This is a genomic window from Asanoa sp. NPDC049573, from assembly GCF_040676615.1.
Taxonomy (GTDB): Bacteria; Actinomycetota; Actinomycetes; order Mycobacteriales; family Micromonosporaceae; genus Asanoa.
In genome coordinates this window covers 107,433-124,492 of the sequence record NZ_JBFAPI010000007.1, presented here as the reverse complement: position 1 = coordinate 124,492, position 17,060 = coordinate 107,433, and the positions used below count along the sequence as shown (strand labels likewise).

The following is a 17,060-nucleotide window of genomic DNA, read 5'->3' as shown; positions in this document are numbered from 1 at the left end:
TCGTCAGGGATAGTTGACGACGGTGTGCGGCGTGACGTTGCTCGGCAGGGCGGCCGAGCCGGTGTCGTTGATGACGTGGGTGATCGAACCCTTGCCGAGCGACACGGTGAGTACGTCGTGGAACCGCACGTTGGCGTTCACCGGGACCTCGAACGAGTGGTAGGCGGCGATGCTCGGGTCGGCGGTGAAGACGCAGTAGCTGCCCAGGCCCCAGGCCTCGTGGGAGGTGACCGAGTTGGCCACCTTGTAGGCGGCGTAGCCGGTGATGCCGTCGTGCGACCACGCGGCGGCGCTGGGTGGGTCGTAGGGCAGTTCGTTCTGGAAGAAGATCGTCTTGCCGCCGTTGCCGTTCCAGACCACGTTGTACTTCTCGAAATGCTCGACGAACAGGCCGTACGCCGTGACGTTCTGGCCGTTGACGAGGAGCCCGGTGTCGGCCGGGTTGGAGGTCCAGCCGGCGCCGCTGCCATGGTCGGCGCGCCACGACCAGATGTGGTCGATGATGGTGTTGTTGTTGTTGACGATCAGGGCGTTGGTGACCCTGGCGGCCCCGGCGCCGCCGACCCGCAGGAAGACGTCGGAGATCAGGTTCGGTGCGCCGGCGTGGTTGCCGGTGGCGCCGGCCGGGCCGACCTGGAGCAGGGCCGGTGAGTTGGTCGAGCCGGCGTCGAACAGCAGGCCCGCGATCTTGACTCCATCGACGTCACCGACGCGCATGGGCAGGGCGCCGTTGTCGGCAACGATGGTGGCGTAGCCGAGGCCGAGTACGACGGTGTTGGCCCGGTTGATGGCGACGGTCTGGTTGAGGTGGTAGACGCCGGGCGTGAACAACAGGTTCAGCCCCTGCGCGGCGGCCTGGTTGAGCGTGGCGGCGCTGACGCCCGGCTTGGCGACGTAGAACTGGTTGATGGACAGCGAACTGCCGGCGGTGTTGCCACTGGTCCAGGTGGCGCCGCTGGAGTTGGTCCGCAGCGCGGGCACGAACACCCGGTAGCCGCTGGCGTCGGCATAGAGGTAGGGCTTCTCCTGGGTCACCGGGGAGGTGGCCAGCGTGGTGATCGCCGGGCTCGGGAAGCTCTGGGCCGGCGCGCCGCGTACGCCCGAGAAGACCATGTTCCACAGGGCGCCCTTCCAGCTGCCGATCGTGCTGTCGCGGGTGAACCACTGTTGCTGGGAGCACGGGCTGATCTGCCCGCTGACCCGGCTGTCGGCGATGTAGCCGCCGGACGCCCAGCCGCAGTTGGGCGAAGCGAGGGTCATGCCGCCGTGCACGTCGATCCGGCGGAACGGTGCGGCCTGGGCCACGGCCCAGCGGTCCACACCGGACACCGGGTAAAGCGAGAGGTTCTCCGCCGAGCGCCAGAAGTTCTGCGTGGCGTTGCCCTGCATCCAGCCCGCGTCGACGGTGATGTCGCCGTGGATCTGCACGTCCTGCGGGTTCTGGCCGAGGCCGTTGATCGAGGTGTAGAAACCGAGCTGCGCGTTGAGGCCGCTGTATGACCCCGGCTTGAACAGGAACTGGTAGCGCTCGGTGCCGAACTGGTTCTTCTCCTGCTGCGCGAAGACCTGGTCCAGTTTGGACTGGATGGTGGCCGACGACTGGCCCGGGTCGAACACGATGACGTTGCTACCGAGGTCGCCACCGCCGGGCAGGGCCGGGCCGGTCGGGGTGATGGTCGGCGACGGGTCGCCGCCGCCCGGCCCGGCGTAGACGGCCAACTCGTAGAGGGAGTAGCCGTAACTGGTGGCCCGCACGGTGCCGAGCATCCGGATGAACCGGCCGGTGCCGCTGAGCGGGATCGTCTGGGTGCCTCCGGTTCCGGTGGTGGTCGAATAGAGCGATCGCCAGCCGCTCTGCCCGTCGGCCGAGACCTCCAGGCTGAAGGACTTGGCGTAGGAGTTCTGCCACGCGATGACGACCTGGCAGAGGTCGACGGTGGCGCCCAGGTCGATGCGGATCCACTGTGGATCGGCGCCTTGCGCGCTGGCCCAGCGGGTGCTCCCGTCGCCGTCGACCGCCTTGTCCGGGGAGAGCCGGCTGGCCTCGACCGACGAAGCGGTCGCCGGCTGGTTGAGCGCGACGTTGGTGGTGCCACAGGCCGCGGCCGCGCTCGCCGGGCGCATCACGACGACCAGGGCCCAGGCCACCAGGACGGCGGCGGCCGCAGCCGCGACGACGACCGGACGCCGCCGCCGTCGGCGATGCGTGCCGGTCCGGTCGGATGAGGGTTCCATCGCATCTCCTTCGGGGGATCGAGTGCATGCCAGCGCCGCGCTGCGAAGGGGGACGGCGCAGCACCTATGGCGGCATCACGTATTCGGGTCCCGAATTCGAATCGGGGCCGGCAAGTGAAAGGACAGTAGGGCGGGTCGGCCGTACGCCACAATTGCTTGCCATCAATGTTGCCAAATGGATCTAGCGCGTCCACTTTGGATCTCTGGGCGGACTGGCAACGAGATGGCAAACGATTGTCGGCCGGATCGCGCCGCTGCTAGCTTCGCCAACCATCCATCGTCCTCGTTCGATCTGACCGACCAAGGAGCCGACATGAAACTGCGATCCACCGTGTCCGGAATCGCCGGCGTGCTGCTCGCACTCGCGGGCGGCGTCGCCGTTTCGGGCCCGGCCGCGGCGGCCGACGATCCGCCCCGCACGCCCTACCACGAGATGCACGCCAACTGCACGGTCAACCACACGCTCAGCGACGACCCGATCGTCTTCCCCGGCCTGCCGGGTGCCTCGCACAACCACTCGTTCGTCGGCAACCCCACGACCAACGCCGCCTCGACGCCGCAGGCGCTGGTCGGAGGCACGACGTCGTGCGAAGACAGCCTGGACGCCTCGGGCTACTGGTTCCCGACCCTGCTGCAACGTGGCGTGCCGCTACAGCCGGACAAGCCGACTATTTACTACAAGTCGGATGTGACCGATTATCGCACCGTCAAGCCGTTCCCACCGGGCTTCAAGCTGCTGGTGGGCGACGCCCGCGCCCCCGACGTGGCCCACTTCCAGGGCAACTGGCAGTGCACGGGCTATCGCGGCAGCGACATCCCGCCGTCGTGTCCCGCCGGCTCCAGTCTCCAGGTGCGGCTCACGGCTCCGAGCTGCTGGGACGGCGTGCACCTCGACAGCGCCGACCACAAGTCGCACATGGCCTGGCCGGTGAAGGGTAGCTGCCCGGCCGACCACCCGGTGCCGTTGCCGATGCTGGAGATCAAGCTGCCGTACCCGTTGCGCAACGGCGACACCGGCGGGCTCGCTTACTCGTCCGGCGGCAGCTACACGTTCCACTACGACTTCATGAACGGCTGGGATCCCGCTCGTCAGGACTACCTGGTTCGCTACTGCATCAATGGCGGTCGCCAGTGCAACGGCTACGGCGTAGACCCGAAGAAGCCGTAGGCGCGACACCGTTGGCCGGCGGCCGCCAAGGGTCGCCGGCCAACGACCGACGGATTTCCCATGCGGGCCGCCCGGGGTCGTCGTTGTCTACGACGATGTCGGCGGTGTCGGCCGGCCGGACCGTGTCGAAGTAGAACTGTTGCGACGGGATGTAGCGGCTGCGGTAGCGGCGCTCGACCTCGGCGGCGTCCTTCGACGCGGTCTGGTCGCGGCGCCGGGCCCGGTGCAGGGTCGTCTCGAACGACGCCGACACGAAGATGCTCAGGTCCCAGCGGTCGATCAGCTCCTGCCGCAGCAGGAAAACACCGTCGAAGAGCAGCACCGCGTCGGCGGGCGCCGTCGTGACCGGCGGCGACACCGGAGTGTCGGCGTCCCGGTCATAGACCTCCGTCTGGAAGTTCCGGTCTCCGCCGGGTCCCAGCGGGTCCAGCAGCACCCGGTGCAGCGCGGCGAAGTCGAAGCTGTCGTGATAGCAGCCCTGGGCCGAGTCTTCGCCCCGGCGATAGCGCACCGACCGCGGTAGCAGGAACTCCTCGATTGACGCCCGGATGACGTCTCGGCCACGCCCCCGCAGCACGCCGGCGAGCTCGTCGGCCAGCGTGGTCTTGCCGACGGCCGGCGCACCGTCGACGGCGACCCGGATCGGGTGCGCGATCCGAACCGATCCGACCTCGTCGGCCAGCCGATCCAACAGATCGGCGCGGGTGCCATTGTTCATGGTGCCGCCTTCACGTCGCGATGGGCGAAGATGCCGCAGGATAAGGGCTAGCATTCCCATTGCTCCGACAGGGCAGCCAGCGACGACACGTTGCTGTCGATGAGGACCTGGCCGTCGGCCAGGCCGGCCACGGCCGATGCGGAGACGCCGCTGGCGGCGATGCGTCGGGTGGTGGTGACGGACACGACGAAAATGGCCGGCAACGGTTCGGTCAGCGGCACCCTCTCAGACGTCCAGCCGGTCGCGTCGCCGATCACGAACGGGCCCCTCCGGTCGCGAGGCATGCCGACGACATGCCACAGCTGGCGGCTCGTCGGCCGCGGAGCCCCGCCGGCGTCCACGCCGTCTTCCTCGACGCTGAGCTCTTGCACATACTCGTCACCGCAGGGCGGGACGACCACGGCGACGCGCCCGTCGACCGAGACGACGCCCGCCGATGAACCCGCCGGGTCGCCCAGGTGGCAGCCCGCCAGCACGAGCGTCAAGACGAGCGGCAGGCCCGCCCGGAAGGAGTCGAACACCGTTCGAGGATGGGGCCCACGGACCGGTTGCGCAATGGATCAGTACGGGTCGCCGTCGGCCTCGATGTCGATGCTGTCCACCCGGTCCGGGTAGAAGGCGACGTGCTCCTTGATCTCTGCCACCGGGGCGTACGGCTGGCGGTATTCCCACACCGCGTCGACCGCCTTGTCGCCGCCCACCGGGATCGAGTAGTAGCTGGCGTCGCCCTTGTAGGGGCAGTAGCTCTCCGTGTCGGTGCGCTCCAGGGCCGCGGTGTCGACGTCGCTCAGGGGCACGTACTGGACCGGCGGGTAGGACGCTTCCTGCAGGGTCAGCGCGTTACGGGTGTCCGCGACGACCTTGCCGCCCACGGTCACCACGACGCGGTTGTGGTTCGAGGTGATGGTGATGGGGTGCTTGGGCCCGGGCTGAAGAACCGGCTTGTCCGCCATGAGCGCCTTCTTCCGTGATAGCTGAAGAAACCTCCAAAGCGTTACAAGTCATCAGGCCCACGATTATTCCGTCAGTCCGTCGGCGCCGGCCCGAGCAGGCGCACCTCTTCGATGTCCATCGACGCCTGGAGGTCGCGCAGGACGATGTCGTCGATCTCCCGGTCGTCGCGCATCGCGGTCACGGCCCGGCGCTTGCGGTCGAGCACCTCCAGGCGTATCCGCCGATCGACCTGGTCCTGCCACGCGTGCACGCCGTGTTCGGTGCCCTCGGCGCGCAGTTGGTTCAGGTGGCCCTGGTATTCGTCGCGGATCCGGTCGACCACCTCGGCCGGGGCCCCGAACCGGGCCGCGATCTCGGGCAGCGCCGACAGGGCAGTCTCCGTCGCCCGCAGCCGGGCCCGCTGGGTCTCCTCCTCCCGCGCCGTGTCACCCGTCAGGCCGGCCCACCTGACCACCATCGGCAGCGTCAGGCCCTGGAGCAGCACGGTGACCACGATGACGACCGAGGTGCAGAAGACGATCAGATCGCGGTCCGCGTACGCGGATCCGTCGTCGAGGGTCGCCGGCACGGCCAGAGCGGCGGCCAGCGAGACCGCGCCGCGGAAGCCGGCCCAGCCACTGGCGGTGCGGATCTTCCAGTTGACCCGCCGGGTGCGTTGCACCGGGCGCCGGTCGACCGTCCGGATGACGAACGCCGCCACGTGTGACCAGGCCAACCGGACGAGGATGACGGCCGCCGCGGTCAGGAAGGCGATCCCGACGGCGCTGCCGACCGAACGGCTCTCGATGCCCCGTACGGCGTTGGGTATCTGCATTCCGACCAGCACGAACAGGCTGCCGTTGAGCATGAACGTGCCGAGGTCCCAGAACGAGTAGGCCTCCAGCCGCGACCGGGCCCGGATGACCCGCGGGCCGGCCCAGGACAGCACCAGGCCGGAGACCACGACCGCCACCACGCCGCTGGTGTGGATCACCTCGGCGACCAGGAACGCGACGAACGGGGTGAGGATGCTCAGGCCGCCCTCGCGCTGCGGGTCGTCGAGGTAGCGGCGGACCAGCACCACCGCGTAGCCGACGATCAGGCCGACCAGAACCGCGGCGGCCGACGACCAGACGAGTTCGCCGACGAGCGCGGCCGGCCCCGGCACATGGTTGTCGACCAGAGCGCCGACGGCCACCGCGAACAGCACGAGCGCGGTGCCGTCGTTGATCAGGCTCTCCGCGCGCAGCGTGGTGAGCGTCCGGCGCGGCATCCGCTTGGCCAGGCCGGCCACGGCGGCGGCGTCGGTGGGCGCCAGGACCGCGCCGAGGATCCAGGCCGCCGACGCCGCCACGCCCGCGGCCTGCAGCGTGTAGGAGACCGAGACCATCGTAACGATGACCAGCACCACCGCCGACAGGATGATCACGCGGAGGTTGGACCGGATCTCGCGGAGGCTGGTGTTGAGGCTCTCCCAGTAGAGGATGGCCGGAAGGAAGAGCAACAACACCACATCGGACGGCAGTTGTACGTTCGACAGCGCCGGGATCAACGCCAGCAGCCCGCCGAACGTGATGAGCAGGACCGGCGGCGCGACGCTGTAGTGCTGGCCGATCGTGGTGCCCACCAGCACGGTCGCGCCCAGGACGACGACGAGAAGCAGTCCCTCCATAGGCTGCATGGTGCCGGACGCCGCCGCCTGTCGGGTGCCGCCCCACCCGTTATCGATCAAGCGTTCATCTGTGCGATCTGGATGAGGTTGCCGCAGGTGTCGTCGAGCACGGCGGTGGTGACCGGGCCCATCTCGGCGGGTTCCTGGGTGAAGTGCACGCCGAGCCCGCGCAGCCGCTCGAACTCGGCGTGGACGTCACCGACGGCGAACGACGTGAACGGGATGCCGTCGGCGACCAGCGCGCTCTTGAACGGCTTGACCGCCGGGTGCTCGTCGGGCTCGAGCAAGAGTTCGGTGCCGTCCGGGTCTTCGGGCGAGACCACGGTGATCCACCGGTGCTCGCCGAGTGGCACGTCGTGCTTGCCCTTGAAGCCCAGCACGTCGGTGTAGAACCGCAGTGCCTTCTCCTGGTCGTCGACGAGCACGCTGGCCATGTTGATCCGCATGCCGATCACTCCTTCCGGGTGAGCCACCGCTCGACGATCGGCTCGATCGGTGCGGTGTCGATGAAGTGGTATTTGAACCGGCCCTCGCGCCTGGTCTCGACCAGACCCGCGCCCGCGAGCACGTCGAGGTGCTGGGAGATCGCCTGCCGCGACGAGGCGAGCCCATGCTTCGACGCCAGGCGCGCGCAGATCTCGAAGAGGGTCTGGCCGTCGCGGTCGGTCAACTCGTCGAGAATCGCACGGCGGGTGGGATCGGCCAGGGCCTTGAAGACGTCACCCACGACGCAACGTTATGCAAGCAGCCACTTGCATGTCAAGCGACCTGGCCCGGGAAGCGGACCGCGCGGGCGGCGCCGTGCATGTCGTGCGGCAGGTCCGCGTACGCCCACTGGTGTGCCCGGGTGTGCAGGCAGGCGCCCTCGACGTCGCCGGACTCGAGCGCCCGGAGCAGTTCGGCGTGCTCGTCGGCCACGTCGCGCAGGCGGGGCCTGGTCACCACCAGCGCGATCGCCGTGCGGGCCTCGATCTGCAGCGCCTCCCACGCGCGTTCGAGCAGGAAGTTGTTGCCGGCCACCACCACCCGCCGGTGGAACCGGGTGCTGGCCAGGCCCATCGCCCGCACGTCGTCGACGCTCGCGCAGCGATACATGTCGTCGACGTCGGCGCGCATCTCGCCGAGCGGCAGCCCGCCACCCAGCATGGCCAGCCGGGTCGCGGTCTCCTCCAGCGCCGCCCGGACCACATAGGCCTCCCGGATCGTCTGCTCGACGAACGGCAGCACGTGGCGCCCGCGCCGCGGCCGGCTCTCGACCAGGCCCAGGCCCTCGAGTTCGCGCAGCGCCTCGCGCACCGGCGCCTGGCTCGTCCCGAAGTCCGCGGCGATCTTCGTCTCGATCAGCCGCTCGCCGGCCCTGAGCTCCCCCGACACGATCAGCTCGACCAGGCCGTCCCGGATGCTCTCGCTCAGCGTCGGCTTCGTCTTGTTGACCGGCATAGGGAGACCGTATACGTTCATTATCGATATCGATAAAGAGGGGGCGCGCATGCTGACCGACGTCCACGTCCCCGACGACGTGCCCGCCGCCGTCAGCCTGATCGCCGCGGGCGGCACGGCCATGGGTGGCGGCACCAGCCTGATGCCCTGGCTCAACGACTACGCCTCACCGCCGACCACGCTGGTCAGCCTCCGCCGCGCCGGCCTGTCGGGTGTCCACCTCGGTGGTTCGACGGTGACGATCGGTGCGGCCACCACCCTGGGCCAGATCGAGAACGACGAAGACCTCAATCCGGTCGTACGCTCGATCGCCTCGGTCCCAGTCCGCAACCTGGCGACCGTCGGCGGCAACCTGTTCGCCCACCAGCCACACGGCGACCTCGCCGTCGCCCTCGTGGCGCTGGACGCCCGGGTCACACTGTTCGACGAGACCGGCACCCGCGAGCTGCCGGTCGAAGATTTCGTGACGGCCGAAAGACCAGCCGCGTTGGTCACCGCCGTCGCCTTCGACCGCCCGGCACCCGGCACCTTCAAATATCTGAAAGCGGCCCGCCGCCGCTTCAACTCCGTCTCCATCGTCACCGTCGCGGCCACCATCACCGAGTCCGACGGCCTGGTCACCGGCGCGCGCGTCGCCCTCGGCGGGGTCGCGCCCACGATCGTCCGGGCCCGCGCCGTCGAGGCCGCCCTGATCGGCGGGCCGTTGACCGAGGCCACCGTCCGGGATGCCGCGCAGGCCGGCCTGGCCGAGATCGCGCCGGCCGACGACGCGTATGCCTCCGCGTGGTACCGCACCCGCGTCTTCCCCGTCCACCTCCGCCGCGCGCTGCTCGGCCACTGATAGGGAACCCAACGCCATGCCCGTCAGGATCGTGAATCTCAAGGTCAACGGCGTCGAGCAGGCGTTCATGGCCAAGCCCGAGACCACCCTGTTGCTCGCCCTTCGCGAGCAACTCGGCCTCACGGGCACCAAGCGTGGATGCGCGCAAGGCGCCTGCGGGTCGTGCACGGTGCTGCTCGACGGTGCGCCCGTGGTCTCCTGCCTGGTGCCCGCGGTCACCGTCGACGGCGCCGACGTCGCGACGGTCGAGGGGCTGGCCGACGGTCAGGCGCTCAGCGACGTGCAGCAGGCCTTCGTCGACGGGTTCGCCACCCAGTGCGGGTTCTGCACACCAGGGATGATCATGTCGGCCGAGGCGCTGCTGGCCCGCAACCCCGACCCGACCAGCGACGAGGTCAACGAGGCGATCAGCGGCAACGTGTGCCGCTGCACGGGATACGCGCCGATCGTCAACGCGATCCTCGACGCGGCACAGCGGCGCCGGCGGCGCACCGGTTCCAAGGAGGCCGCGCTCTGATGGCACGCATCGACAACGAATACTTCAAGGACGAGCGCGAGTCCGGCTTCACCGTGATCGGCACCCCGGTGCAGCGCTCGGACGCGCTCGGCCACGTCACCGGGCGCACCGAGTTCTTCGAGGACCGGAACTTCTCCAACCTGGCTCATCTCAAGATCCACCGCTCGATACACCACCACGCGCTGATCGACGACGTCGACTATTCCGAGGCGTTGCGGGTGCCGGGCGTGCTGCGGGTGATCACCCACAAGGACGTGCCGGGCAACTGGTACGGCGTGCTCCGGCTCATCGGCATCGGTCCCGACGACGAACCCGTCCTGGCCGAGGACCGGGTGCTCTACGTCGGCGAGCCGATCGTGGCCGTGGTGGCCACCTCGGAGGCGGCCGCGCTCGAGGGCGCCAGCAAGGTGAAGGTCAGCTACACCGAGTTGCCGGCCGTGCTCGACGTCGAAGAGGCCATGTCGCCGGACGCGCCGGTCATCAAGCGGGCCGGCACCAACTATTTCGTCTACGAGGGGCACCACGCCCGCCGCATCCGGTTCGGCGACGTCGACGCCGGCTTCGCGCAGGCCGACCACGTCTTCGAGTGGCGCTACAGTTCGGCGCCGATCGAGCACGCGCCGACCGAGACCACCGGTTGCATCGTGGTGCCGCAGGCCGGCGGCCGGCTGCTCATCCACAGCAACACCCAGGCCGCGTTCTTCACCCTCGACAACACCGCGCTGACCCTCAAGCGGCCGTTCACCGACCTCCAGGTCAAGGGCGGCACGGTCGGCGGCGGCTTCGGCGGCAAGGTCGACGTGATGGTCGAACCGTTGGCCTGCATCGCGGCCACGCTCACCAACCGGCCGGTCAAGTTCGTCTACACGCGCGAAGAGGAGATGCAGGTCTCGTCGCCCCGGGCGGCCGAGCGCATCTACATCAAGGACGGCGTCATGAACGACGGCCGCATCGTCGCACGCAAGATCATGCTCTATGTGGACGCCGGCGCCTACGCCCGACACTCCCCCTACGGCGCCACCAAGGCCGCCGCGCACATGCCCGGCCCGTACACGATTCCCAACGTCTATGCCGACTGCCACTGCGTCTACACCAACCGGACCCCGTCGAGCGCCATGCGCGGATTCGGTGTCACCATCGCCGACTTCGCCATCGAGTCGCAGATGGACCAGATCGCGCGGGCGCTCGACATCGACCCGTTGCAGTTCCGGTTGCGCAACGCCTACCGCGACGGCGACATGAAGGCACACCGCAAGGTGGCGTCGGGCACCGCGCTGATCGAGGTGATCCAGCGGGCCGCGGCCATGGTCGGGCACGAGTTGCCGCCGGAATACCAGGCGATGTCGTCGACGACCCCGAGAGGAGCCGGCGCATGACCCTGCGCTACGGCCGCGGCTACGCCTCGGTCAACTATCCCACCGGCATGAACCTCGGCGGCGACCCGTCGCAGGCCCTGATCCACGCGACCACCATGGGCGGGTTCGTGGTCAGCCTGTCCTCGGTGGACCTGGGCCAGGGTCTCAAAACGGTGGTCGCACAGTGCGCGGCCGAGACGCTGGGTATGCCGATGGAACAGATCATCATCGACACCGCCGACACCGACACCGGGCCGCACTGCATGGGCACCTTCGCCAGCCGGGGCACGCACCGGGTCGGCAACGCCGTCATCATGGCCGCCCGCGAGGCCCGCGAGGTGATGCTCCAGGTGGCGGCCGACGAGTTGGAAGTGGACGCGGGCGACCTGGAGACCGACGGCACGGGCTACGTCCTGCTCAAGGGCAGCCCGGCCAAGAAGATCCACATCTCGGACCTCGCGCTGGCGGCCCACTTCAAGCAGGGTAAGCAGATCGCGGGTCGCGGCATGTTCCTCAAGGAGCGCAGCTACCCGGTGCCGGAGACCGGCGAGATGGACCCGGACTCGTGCCAGGCACACGCCTGCACGGTCGCCGAGGTCGAGGTCGACGACGAGACCGGCGTGGTCACCGTGCTGAGCCTGCACAACACCTACGAGATCGGCCGGGCCCTCAACCCCGCGATGGCCACCCAGCAGGTCGAGGGCGGCGCCTGGATGGGCGTCTCGCACGCCATCTTCGAGTCGACCGAGCCTTACTACCCCGCGTCGCGGGCGCACGGGCCGGTCGACTTCTGCGAATACCTGATGCCCGGGCCGGCCGAGATCCCGGTGCAGACCAGCGTGATCCTGGAGCGTCCCGCGTCCAACGGCCCGTTCGGCGCCAAGGGCATCGGCGAGATGACCGCCAACGCACCGATCCCGGCGATCGCCAACGCCATCTTCGACGCCTGCGGCGTGCGGTTGACGACGATGCCGTTCACCCCGGAGTCGGTCCTACGTGGACTCGACGCGCTCTGATGCTGCTCGACCACGCGGCGCTGAGCCAGCAACTGCGCGAACGCAGGTATTTCGCCGACGAAGGACTGCTGACCGCCATCCGGCTCGCGATCGCGCTCGGCCGGCCGCTGCTGCTCGAAGGCGAGCCCGGCGTCGGCAAGACGCAGATCTCGCACGTGCTGGCCGACGCCCTGGGCCGCGAGCTGATCCGGCTGCAGTGCTACGAGGGCATCGACGTCGCGCAGGTGCTCTACGAGTGGGACTATCCCAAGCAGTTGCTCAGCCTGCGCGCCGCCGAGGTCGAAGGCAGGCCGGCCGGTGACCTCTACGCCGGCGAGTTCCTGCTGGAACGCCCGCTGCTGCGCGCGTTGCGCAGCCAGACCGGTGCCGTGCTGCTGATCGACGAGATCGACCGGGCCGACAGCGAGTTCGAGGCGTTCCTGCTCGAGTTCCTCGACGGTTTCCAGATCACCATCCCGGAGGTCGGCACCGTCACCGCCGCCGTGCCACCCCTGGTGGTGCTCACCTCCAACCGCACCCGGGAGTTGCACGACGCCCTCAAGCGCCGCTGCCTCTACCACTGGATCCCGTTCCCCGACCCGGAACGCGAGCGCGCGATCGTCGAGGCGCAGACTCCCGGGCTCAGCGCCCGGGCCGCCGCGCAACTGGTGCGCTCGGTCAACGTCATCCGTTCGCTGAGCCCGCTCAAGCGCCCCGGCATCGCCGAGGCCATCGCCTGGGCGCAGGGATCGTTGGCGCTGGCCGAGGAGGGCGCCGACTGGGCCGACGCCCAGCGCGCCTCGCTCGGCCTGGTGCTGAAGAACGCCGACGACGGCGCCCTGGTCGCCGCGCACGCGGTCGAGGTCTTCGGCGATGACGACCGTTGAGGCGCGGCTGTTCGGCTTCCTGCGTGGCCTGCGGGATGCCGGCGTCAGCGTGCCGGCCAACAAGCAGGGCGAGTTCCTCGCCGGCATCGAGACCCTCGCGCCGTCGTCCATGGGGCAGCTCTACTGGGTCGGCGCCGCGACGCTGGTGACGTCCGAGCCCGACCTGCGGATCTTCGACGAGGAGTTCCGCCGGTTCTTCGGTTCGTCGGCCGCGGCGACCGTGGTCACCGAGGAACCGGCGCCGGAGGAGACCGAGACCGCGGTGCCGGGCGAGGGCGCGGGAGACGACGCTCTGGTCGTGGGCCCGCCGGGCGGTTCCGGGCTCGCCGCGGCGCGCGCCGGCCACGACGCGGTCAGGCGGTTCGCCGCCACCACCCCGCGCGGGCACGAGCTGATCCGGCAGCTGTGTCGCGAGCTACCCGCGGCGCTGCCGAGGACCAGATCCCGGCGGCACCGGACCGGCGGGCGGCGGCAACGGGTCGACCTGCGGGCGATCTACCTCGAATCACGGCGTACGCACGGCGAGATCATGCGGCTGCACTGGCGGCACCGGCCGCCGCGCGAACGCCGCGTGCTGCTGCTGATCGACGTGTCCGGATCGATGAAGCAACACAGCCCGGATTACCTGCGATTCGCGTACGCCGTCGTCGCGACCTGCGCCCAGGCCGAGGTCTTCACGTTCGGCACCCGGCTGACCCGGGTCACCGCGACGCTGCGGGTGCCCGACGTCGACGCCGCGCTCGCCGCGCTGGCCCGGGTGGTGCTCGACGCCGACGGCGGCACCCTGATCGGCCCCACTCTCCAGGCGTTCCTCGACCAGTTCGCGTCGATGGCCCGCGGCGCCCTGGTGCTCGTGCTCTCCGACGGCCTCGAACGCGGCGACTGCACGGCGATGGTCGCCGCCGTCCGCCGGCTGTCGCTGCTGGCACATCAGCTCACCTGGTGGTCGCCGTTGGCCTGCGACCCCGCCTACCGGCCGCTGACCCGCGGAATGTCGGCCGTGCGCCCCGACCTCGACGCGCTGACCGGGGTCGGCGACCTCGACACCGCGCTCACGGCGGTACGTGACCGGTTCGCCCGTACTCCTGGAAAGGGTGTCCATGTCTGAGATCGTCGACGCGCACCACCACGTCTGGCGCCAGGCCGACATGCCCTGGCTTTCCGGCCCGATGGTGCCGCGCATCTTCGGCCCCTACGAGCCCATCCGGCGCGACTACCTGATCGACGAATACCAGCGCGACGCCGCCGCGGCCGGCATCGGCGCCTCGGTCTACGTGCAGCCGAACTGGCCGATGGACCGGGTCGTCGACGAGGTCCGCTGGATCGCCGAGGTGCACGAGCGGACCGGTTGGCCGATGGCCGTGGTGGGCTGCGCCGACCTGTTCGCACCGGACGCGGTCGAGGTGATGCGCGCCCAACAGGCGATCAGCCCGCTCGTGGTCGGCACCCGCCTGCAACTGCACTGGCACGAGCGGCCCGAGTTCCGCTTCGCCTCCGGCCCCGACCGGATGAAGGACCCGGTCTTCCGCGACAACATCGGCGCCCTGCGCGACCTCGGCTGGCTCTTCGAGCTCCAGGTGTTCGCACCGCAGATGCACGACGCGGCCGCGCTCGTCGCCGAACACCCCGACGTGCCGTTCGTGCTCGTGCACGCCGGGATGCTCACCGACCACACCGACCCGGCCGTGGTCGCCGAGTGGCGGGCCGGCATGGCCGAACTGGCCGCCTGCTCCAACGTCGTGGTCAAGCTGACCGGCCAGGGCACTTTCGTGCACCGGGTCGACGACGAGCTGATCCGCTTCGTGGCCGACGAGGTGCTCGACGGGTTCGGCTCGACCCGGGCCATGTTCGGCACGAACCTGCCGGTCGAGAAGCTCTGGACGACGGCGGCCGACCTGACCGACGCATGGCGCCGGGCGTTAGGCCACCGCACCCCTGACGAACAAGCCGACGTCTTCTCCCGTACGGCCCGCCGGGTCTACGGCCTCGGTCCATCCTGAAAGGACACACACAGATGGCTCACTTCATCCTGACCTACGGCTACACCGACACCGACCTGCGCGCCGCCAAGCGCGACGACCACCTGGAGCACCTGGCGAAGCTGAAGGCCGCCGGCTCGCTCGTGCTCGCCGGCCCGCTGGCCGACCTGAGCGGTGGCATCATCGTTCTGGCGGCCGACGACCTCGCGGCCGCGCAGGCGCTGGTCGAGCAGGACCCCTACACCGTGCACAACGTCACCAAGGACCGGGAGCTGCGGGAATGGAAGATCACGGTCGGCCTCCCGGACTGATCCAGGTCAGCGACTACGACCGGCCTGGCCGGAGTTGGCCCGGCGCGCGATCGACGAGGTGTCGGCCGCGCTGCCGGGCCGGCTCTCGGCCATCGAGCACATCGGCAGCACGGCGGTGCCCGGCCTCCCGGCCAAGCCGATCATCGACCTGATGGCGGCCGCGCCGTCACTCGACGCGGTGATGGCGGCCGACGACGCGCTCGCCGGCCTCGGCTATCGCCGGGTCGACAACGGGATGCCGGACCGGCTCTTCTACCACCGCGAGGGCTATCACCTGCACGTGGTGACCGCGGCCTCCTGGGCTACCCGCAACCAGCGGCTGCTCCGCGACCATCTGCGGCAGCATCCGGCCGACCGCGACGCCTACGGACGGCTCAAGCGCGAACTGGCCGCTTCCGGCGGCGACAGAGACGCCTACACCCGAGCGAAGACCGCGCTCATCCAGCGACTGGTTGACGCCGCCCGGACCGCTCGCGGTCTGCCGTTGGTCGACGTGTGGGAAGAGTGAACTCGGGAAGCTACATGGCCTTGAGAGGGATCTTGGCGAGGTAGGTGTCGAGCACCGCACCGCGCGGGGCGTATGGGAAAGCGACGTATGCAGACCTGTCGTCGCCGGTGATCCAGGTCGAGAAGTCGCCTCCGCCATTGTTCAGGTTGTAGTCCGCGGCGTCCGGGGCGGTCGAGCCCACGGTGGTTTCCACCGGATAGGTCGACGATTGCGGGCTCACCCGCACGCTCGGACCGAACCTGTGCTCGTCGAGGAGGGCGGCGTAGGTATCGAACGCGCCCGGTCCGCCGGGAACATCAGGGTTGTCAGGCGCCTGGAAAGCACGCCACACCACCAGAATCTTGCCGTTGGTGGTGTAGCCCAACCCGGCCTTGGCCGCACGTGCGATCGGCCTGTTGCTCGACACGGGCCGCACGACAGCATTCTTCCAACTGGCGCCGTTGTTCGTTGTCGAGTAGACCTGAACCGACCGGTGATCCGGTGTGAAGGCCAGCACGGCGTAGTGGAGGGGATGGCGGGGATCGACGGCCGCGAAGGGATAGCGCGCGGTATCCCCGGCGCCGCTCGGGTTGAACTCGCCCGCTTCCGCGACGAGTCGAGCGGTCCAGGACTTGCCCTCGTCGGTGCTGGTGGCCATCGCCAGGCACGGGCAGGTCGCGGCGAACGGCGCGCTGCTCGCGATGATCGGCGCGACCAACCTGGACCGTGAAGCGTCGATCTTCCCTCGGGTCGTGATCGTCCAGCCTGGCACGTCCAGCCGGTATACGGTGCCGAAGGTCTTGGCGCGGTCCTCGGACGCGACCACGTATCCCCCGGCCATCGAGTAGAACGCTCGGCTGCCCGGCGCGGCGACGCCCATGGCGTTGTCCCACGGCGTGTGCCACGGGTCGGTGCCGTCCGGCGACGAGACGCAGGGCCGCACGTCCGCGCATGTGAGACCCGTCAGGCCCGGCGCGAAGTTAGCCAATTTGATGCCCACCGAGGGAGGCCGCCAGCTCCGCCCGTAGTCCCGCGACGCCGTCACCATCGCCCGCCCCTGCTTGGGTACGGGGCCAACGTCCCCCAACGGTGTGAACATGGCGCCGCCGGCGTAGATCGTGGAATCGTCTCCGATGGAGACCCACGACCAGTTGCAGAACCAGAGCCCCGGCGCGGGGTCGGTCGGCAGGTCCTCGTCGGTGTGTTCCCGGAGAATCGGTGTCAGGTCCGTGTCTCTGAAAGTGCGGCCCCCGTTGTTCGAGACCGCGACGTGGCACTCGGCTGTGCGGTCCCCCACGTCGGCGTTCGTGTTGATCGGCAGCGCGTATTTCCGCCACGCGACGGCCACGAGGTTGGGATCGCTCCTGCTGATCGCGACCTGGGGAACACCGGTGGCAAACGAGTTCGACACCGCGCTGATGTTGACGAGCGACGCTCCGTGGCGGCCGGCCCATGCGGGGCTGGGGGTCGTGCCCAACACGAGGAGGCCCATCGCGACCGCGAACAGCTTCCGTTTGGTCAT

Annotated in this window: 18 protein-coding genes and 1 pseudogene; 10 read left to right on the top strand and 9 right to left on the bottom strand. The window is 69.6% G+C overall.

Annotation, left to right across the window (positions count from 1 at the left end):
- Positions 1–3 precede the first annotated feature (3 nt).
- Positions 4–2,235, bottom strand: a complete 2,232-nt coding sequence (locus AB0J74_RS18085; RefSeq protein ID WP_363449159.1) for a discoidin domain-containing protein — start codon at positions 2,233–2,235, stop codon at positions 4–6.
- Between the two features lie 313 nt (positions 2,236–2,548).
- Between AB0J74_RS18085 and AB0J74_RS18080 the strand changes: the two genes are divergently transcribed.
- The gene (locus AB0J74_RS18080) at positions 2,549–3,403 is read left to right on the top strand and encodes a DUF1996 domain-containing protein (RefSeq protein ID WP_363449157.1); all 855 of its coding nucleotides are present in this window, start codon (positions 2,549–2,551) and stop codon (positions 3,401–3,403) included.
- On the opposite strand, the gene AB0J74_RS18075 is transcribed toward AB0J74_RS18080, so the two are convergent.
- From AB0J74_RS18075 to AB0J74_RS18045, 7 genes are all read right to left on the bottom strand, one after another.
- On the bottom strand, positions 3,351–4,121 hold the full coding sequence (locus AB0J74_RS18075) for a cytidylate kinase family protein (protein ID WP_363449155.1): 771 nt from the start codon (positions 4,119–4,121) through the stop codon (positions 3,351–3,353). The two genes, AB0J74_RS18080 and AB0J74_RS18075, sit on opposite strands and share 53 nt — an antisense overlap.
- 47 nt (positions 4,122–4,168) lie before the next feature.
- Complete coding sequence (locus AB0J74_RS18070) at positions 4,169–4,606, bottom strand: hypothetical protein (protein ID WP_363449153.1); 438 nt, start codon at positions 4,604–4,606, stop codon at positions 4,169–4,171.
- Positions 4,607–4,681: 75 nt separating this feature from the next.
- Complete coding sequence (locus tag AB0J74_RS18065; RefSeq protein ID WP_363449151.1) at positions 4,682–5,074, bottom strand: DUF427 domain-containing protein; 393 nt, start codon at positions 5,072–5,074, stop codon at positions 4,682–4,684.
- 71 nt (positions 5,075–5,145) lie between these two features.
- Positions 5,146–6,726 (bottom strand): Na+/H+ antiporter, encoded by a 1,581-nt coding sequence (locus AB0J74_RS18060; protein WP_363449149.1) that lies wholly within the window; start codon positions 6,724–6,726, stop codon positions 5,146–5,148.
- Positions 6,727–6,782: 56 nt separating this feature from the next.
- Positions 6,783–7,172 carry a VOC family protein gene (locus AB0J74_RS18055; RefSeq protein WP_363449147.1) on the bottom strand — a complete coding sequence of 130 codons (390 nt, stop codon included), beginning with the start codon at positions 7,170–7,172 and terminating at the stop codon, positions 6,783–6,785.
- A gap of 5 nt (positions 7,173–7,177) precedes the next feature.
- Positions 7,178–7,453 (bottom strand): metalloregulator ArsR/SmtB family transcription factor, encoded by a 276-nt coding sequence (locus AB0J74_RS18050; protein WP_363449145.1) that lies wholly within the window; start codon positions 7,451–7,453, stop codon positions 7,178–7,180.
- A gap of 32 nt (positions 7,454–7,485) precedes the next feature.
- The gene (locus AB0J74_RS18045; RefSeq protein ID WP_363449143.1) at positions 7,486–8,166 is read right to left on the bottom strand and encodes a GntR family transcriptional regulator; all 681 of its coding nucleotides are present in this window, start codon (positions 8,164–8,166) and stop codon (positions 7,486–7,488) included.
- A 49-nt stretch (positions 8,167–8,215) separates the two neighbouring features.
- On the opposite strand from AB0J74_RS18045, the gene AB0J74_RS18040 reads away from it, so the two are divergent.
- From AB0J74_RS18040 to AB0J74_RS18000, 9 genes and pseudogenes are all read left to right on the top strand, one after another.
- Positions 8,216–9,007 carry an FAD binding domain-containing protein gene (locus tag AB0J74_RS18040; RefSeq protein WP_363449141.1) on the top strand — a complete coding sequence of 264 codons (792 nt, stop codon included), beginning with the start codon at positions 8,216–8,218 and terminating at the stop codon, positions 9,005–9,007.
- A 16-nt stretch (positions 9,008–9,023) separates the two neighbouring features.
- A complete protein-coding gene (locus tag AB0J74_RS18035) occupies positions 9,024–9,524 on the top strand; it encodes a (2Fe-2S)-binding protein (RefSeq protein WP_363449139.1) in 501 nt (166 codons plus the stop codon).
- Complete coding sequence (locus AB0J74_RS18030) at positions 9,524–10,900, top strand: molybdopterin cofactor-binding domain-containing protein (protein WP_363449137.1); 1,377 nt, start codon at positions 9,524–9,526, stop codon at positions 10,898–10,900. The genes AB0J74_RS18035 and AB0J74_RS18030 overlap by 1 nt, the downstream gene beginning before the upstream one ends.
- Positions 10,897–11,895 (top strand): molybdopterin cofactor-binding domain-containing protein, encoded by a 999-nt coding sequence (locus tag AB0J74_RS18025; RefSeq protein WP_363449135.1) that lies wholly within the window; start codon positions 10,897–10,899, stop codon positions 11,893–11,895. The genes AB0J74_RS18030 and AB0J74_RS18025 overlap by 4 nt, the downstream gene beginning before the upstream one ends.
- Entirely contained in the window at positions 11,895–12,761 is an 867-nt protein-coding gene (locus AB0J74_RS18020) for a MoxR family ATPase (protein WP_363449133.1), read from the top strand. Before AB0J74_RS18025 ends, AB0J74_RS18020 begins: the two co-directional genes overlap by 1 nt.
- Positions 12,748–13,869: a VWA domain-containing protein gene (locus AB0J74_RS18015; RefSeq protein WP_363449131.1), complete on the top strand. Its 1,122-nt coding sequence runs from the start codon at positions 12,748–12,750 to the stop codon at positions 13,867–13,869. Before AB0J74_RS18020 ends, AB0J74_RS18015 begins: the two co-directional genes overlap by 14 nt.
- Positions 13,862–14,761, top strand: a complete 900-nt coding sequence (locus AB0J74_RS18010; RefSeq protein WP_363449129.1) for an amidohydrolase family protein — start codon at positions 13,862–13,864, stop codon at positions 14,759–14,761. Before AB0J74_RS18015 ends, AB0J74_RS18010 begins: the two co-directional genes overlap by 8 nt.
- A gap of 14 nt (positions 14,762–14,775) precedes the next feature.
- Positions 14,776–15,051 carry a YciI family protein gene (locus AB0J74_RS18005; protein ID WP_363449127.1) on the top strand — a complete coding sequence of 92 codons (276 nt, stop codon included), beginning with the start codon at positions 14,776–14,778 and terminating at the stop codon, positions 15,049–15,051.
- 28 nt (positions 15,052–15,079) lie between these two features.
- Positions 15,080–15,559 (top strand): annotated as a pseudogene (locus tag AB0J74_RS18000) (GrpB family protein); the annotation flags it as partial.
- A 10-nt stretch (positions 15,560–15,569) separates the two neighbouring features.
- Here the strand turns inward: AB0J74_RS18000 and AB0J74_RS17995 are convergent.
- Positions 15,570–17,060 (bottom strand): hypothetical protein, encoded by a 1,491-nt coding sequence (locus tag AB0J74_RS17995; RefSeq protein WP_363449125.1) that lies wholly within the window; start codon positions 17,058–17,060, stop codon positions 15,570–15,572.

Bases quoted from the DNA above. Each gene is read 5' to 3' on its own strand.
- AB0J74_RS18060 (WP_363449149.1), bottom strand. From the start codon at position 6,726: ATGGAGGGACTGCTTCTCGTCGTCGTCCTGGGCGCGACCGTGCTGGTG.
- AB0J74_RS18040 (WP_363449141.1), top strand. From the start codon at position 8,216: ATGCTGACCGACGTCCACGTCCCCGACGACGTGCCCGCCGCCGTCAGC.
- AB0J74_RS17995 (WP_363449125.1), bottom strand. From the start codon at position 17,060: ATGACCAAACGGAAGCTGTTCGCGGTCGCGATGGGCCTCCTCGTGTTG.
- AB0J74_RS18025 (WP_363449135.1), top strand. From the start codon at position 10,897: ATGACCCTGCGCTACGGCCGCGGCTACGCCTCGGTCAACTATCCCACC.
- AB0J74_RS18085 (WP_363449159.1), bottom strand. From the start codon at position 2,235: ATGGAACCCTCATCCGACCGGACCGGCACGCATCGCCGACGGCGGCGG.
- AB0J74_RS18030 (WP_363449137.1), top strand. From the start codon at position 9,524: ATGGCACGCATCGACAACGAATACTTCAAGGACGAGCGCGAGTCCGGC.
- AB0J74_RS18055 (WP_363449147.1), bottom strand. From the start codon at position 7,172: ATGCGGATCAACATGGCCAGCGTGCTCGTCGACGACCAGGAGAAGGCA.
- AB0J74_RS18075 (WP_363449155.1), bottom strand. From the start codon at position 4,121: ATGAACAATGGCACCCGCGCCGATCTGTTGGATCGGCTGGCCGACGAG.
- AB0J74_RS18080 (WP_363449157.1), top strand. From the start codon at position 2,549: ATGAAACTGCGATCCACCGTGTCCGGAATCGCCGGCGTGCTGCTCGCA.
- AB0J74_RS18045 (WP_363449143.1), bottom strand. From the start codon at position 8,166: ATGCCGGTCAACAAGACGAAGCCGACGCTGAGCGAGAGCATCCGGGAC.
- AB0J74_RS18065 (WP_363449151.1), bottom strand. From the start codon at position 5,074: ATGGCGGACAAGCCGGTTCTTCAGCCCGGGCCCAAGCACCCCATCACC.
- AB0J74_RS18005 (WP_363449127.1), top strand. From the start codon at position 14,776: ATGGCTCACTTCATCCTGACCTACGGCTACACCGACACCGACCTGCGC.
- AB0J74_RS18020 (WP_363449133.1), top strand. From the start codon at position 11,895: ATGCTGCTCGACCACGCGGCGCTGAGCCAGCAACTGCGCGAACGCAGG.
- AB0J74_RS18015 (WP_363449131.1), top strand. From the start codon at position 12,748: ATGACGACCGTTGAGGCGCGGCTGTTCGGCTTCCTGCGTGGCCTGCGG.
- AB0J74_RS18010 (WP_363449129.1), top strand. From the start codon at position 13,862: ATGTCTGAGATCGTCGACGCGCACCACCACGTCTGGCGCCAGGCCGAC.
- AB0J74_RS18035 (WP_363449139.1), top strand. From the start codon at position 9,024: ATGCCCGTCAGGATCGTGAATCTCAAGGTCAACGGCGTCGAGCAGGCG.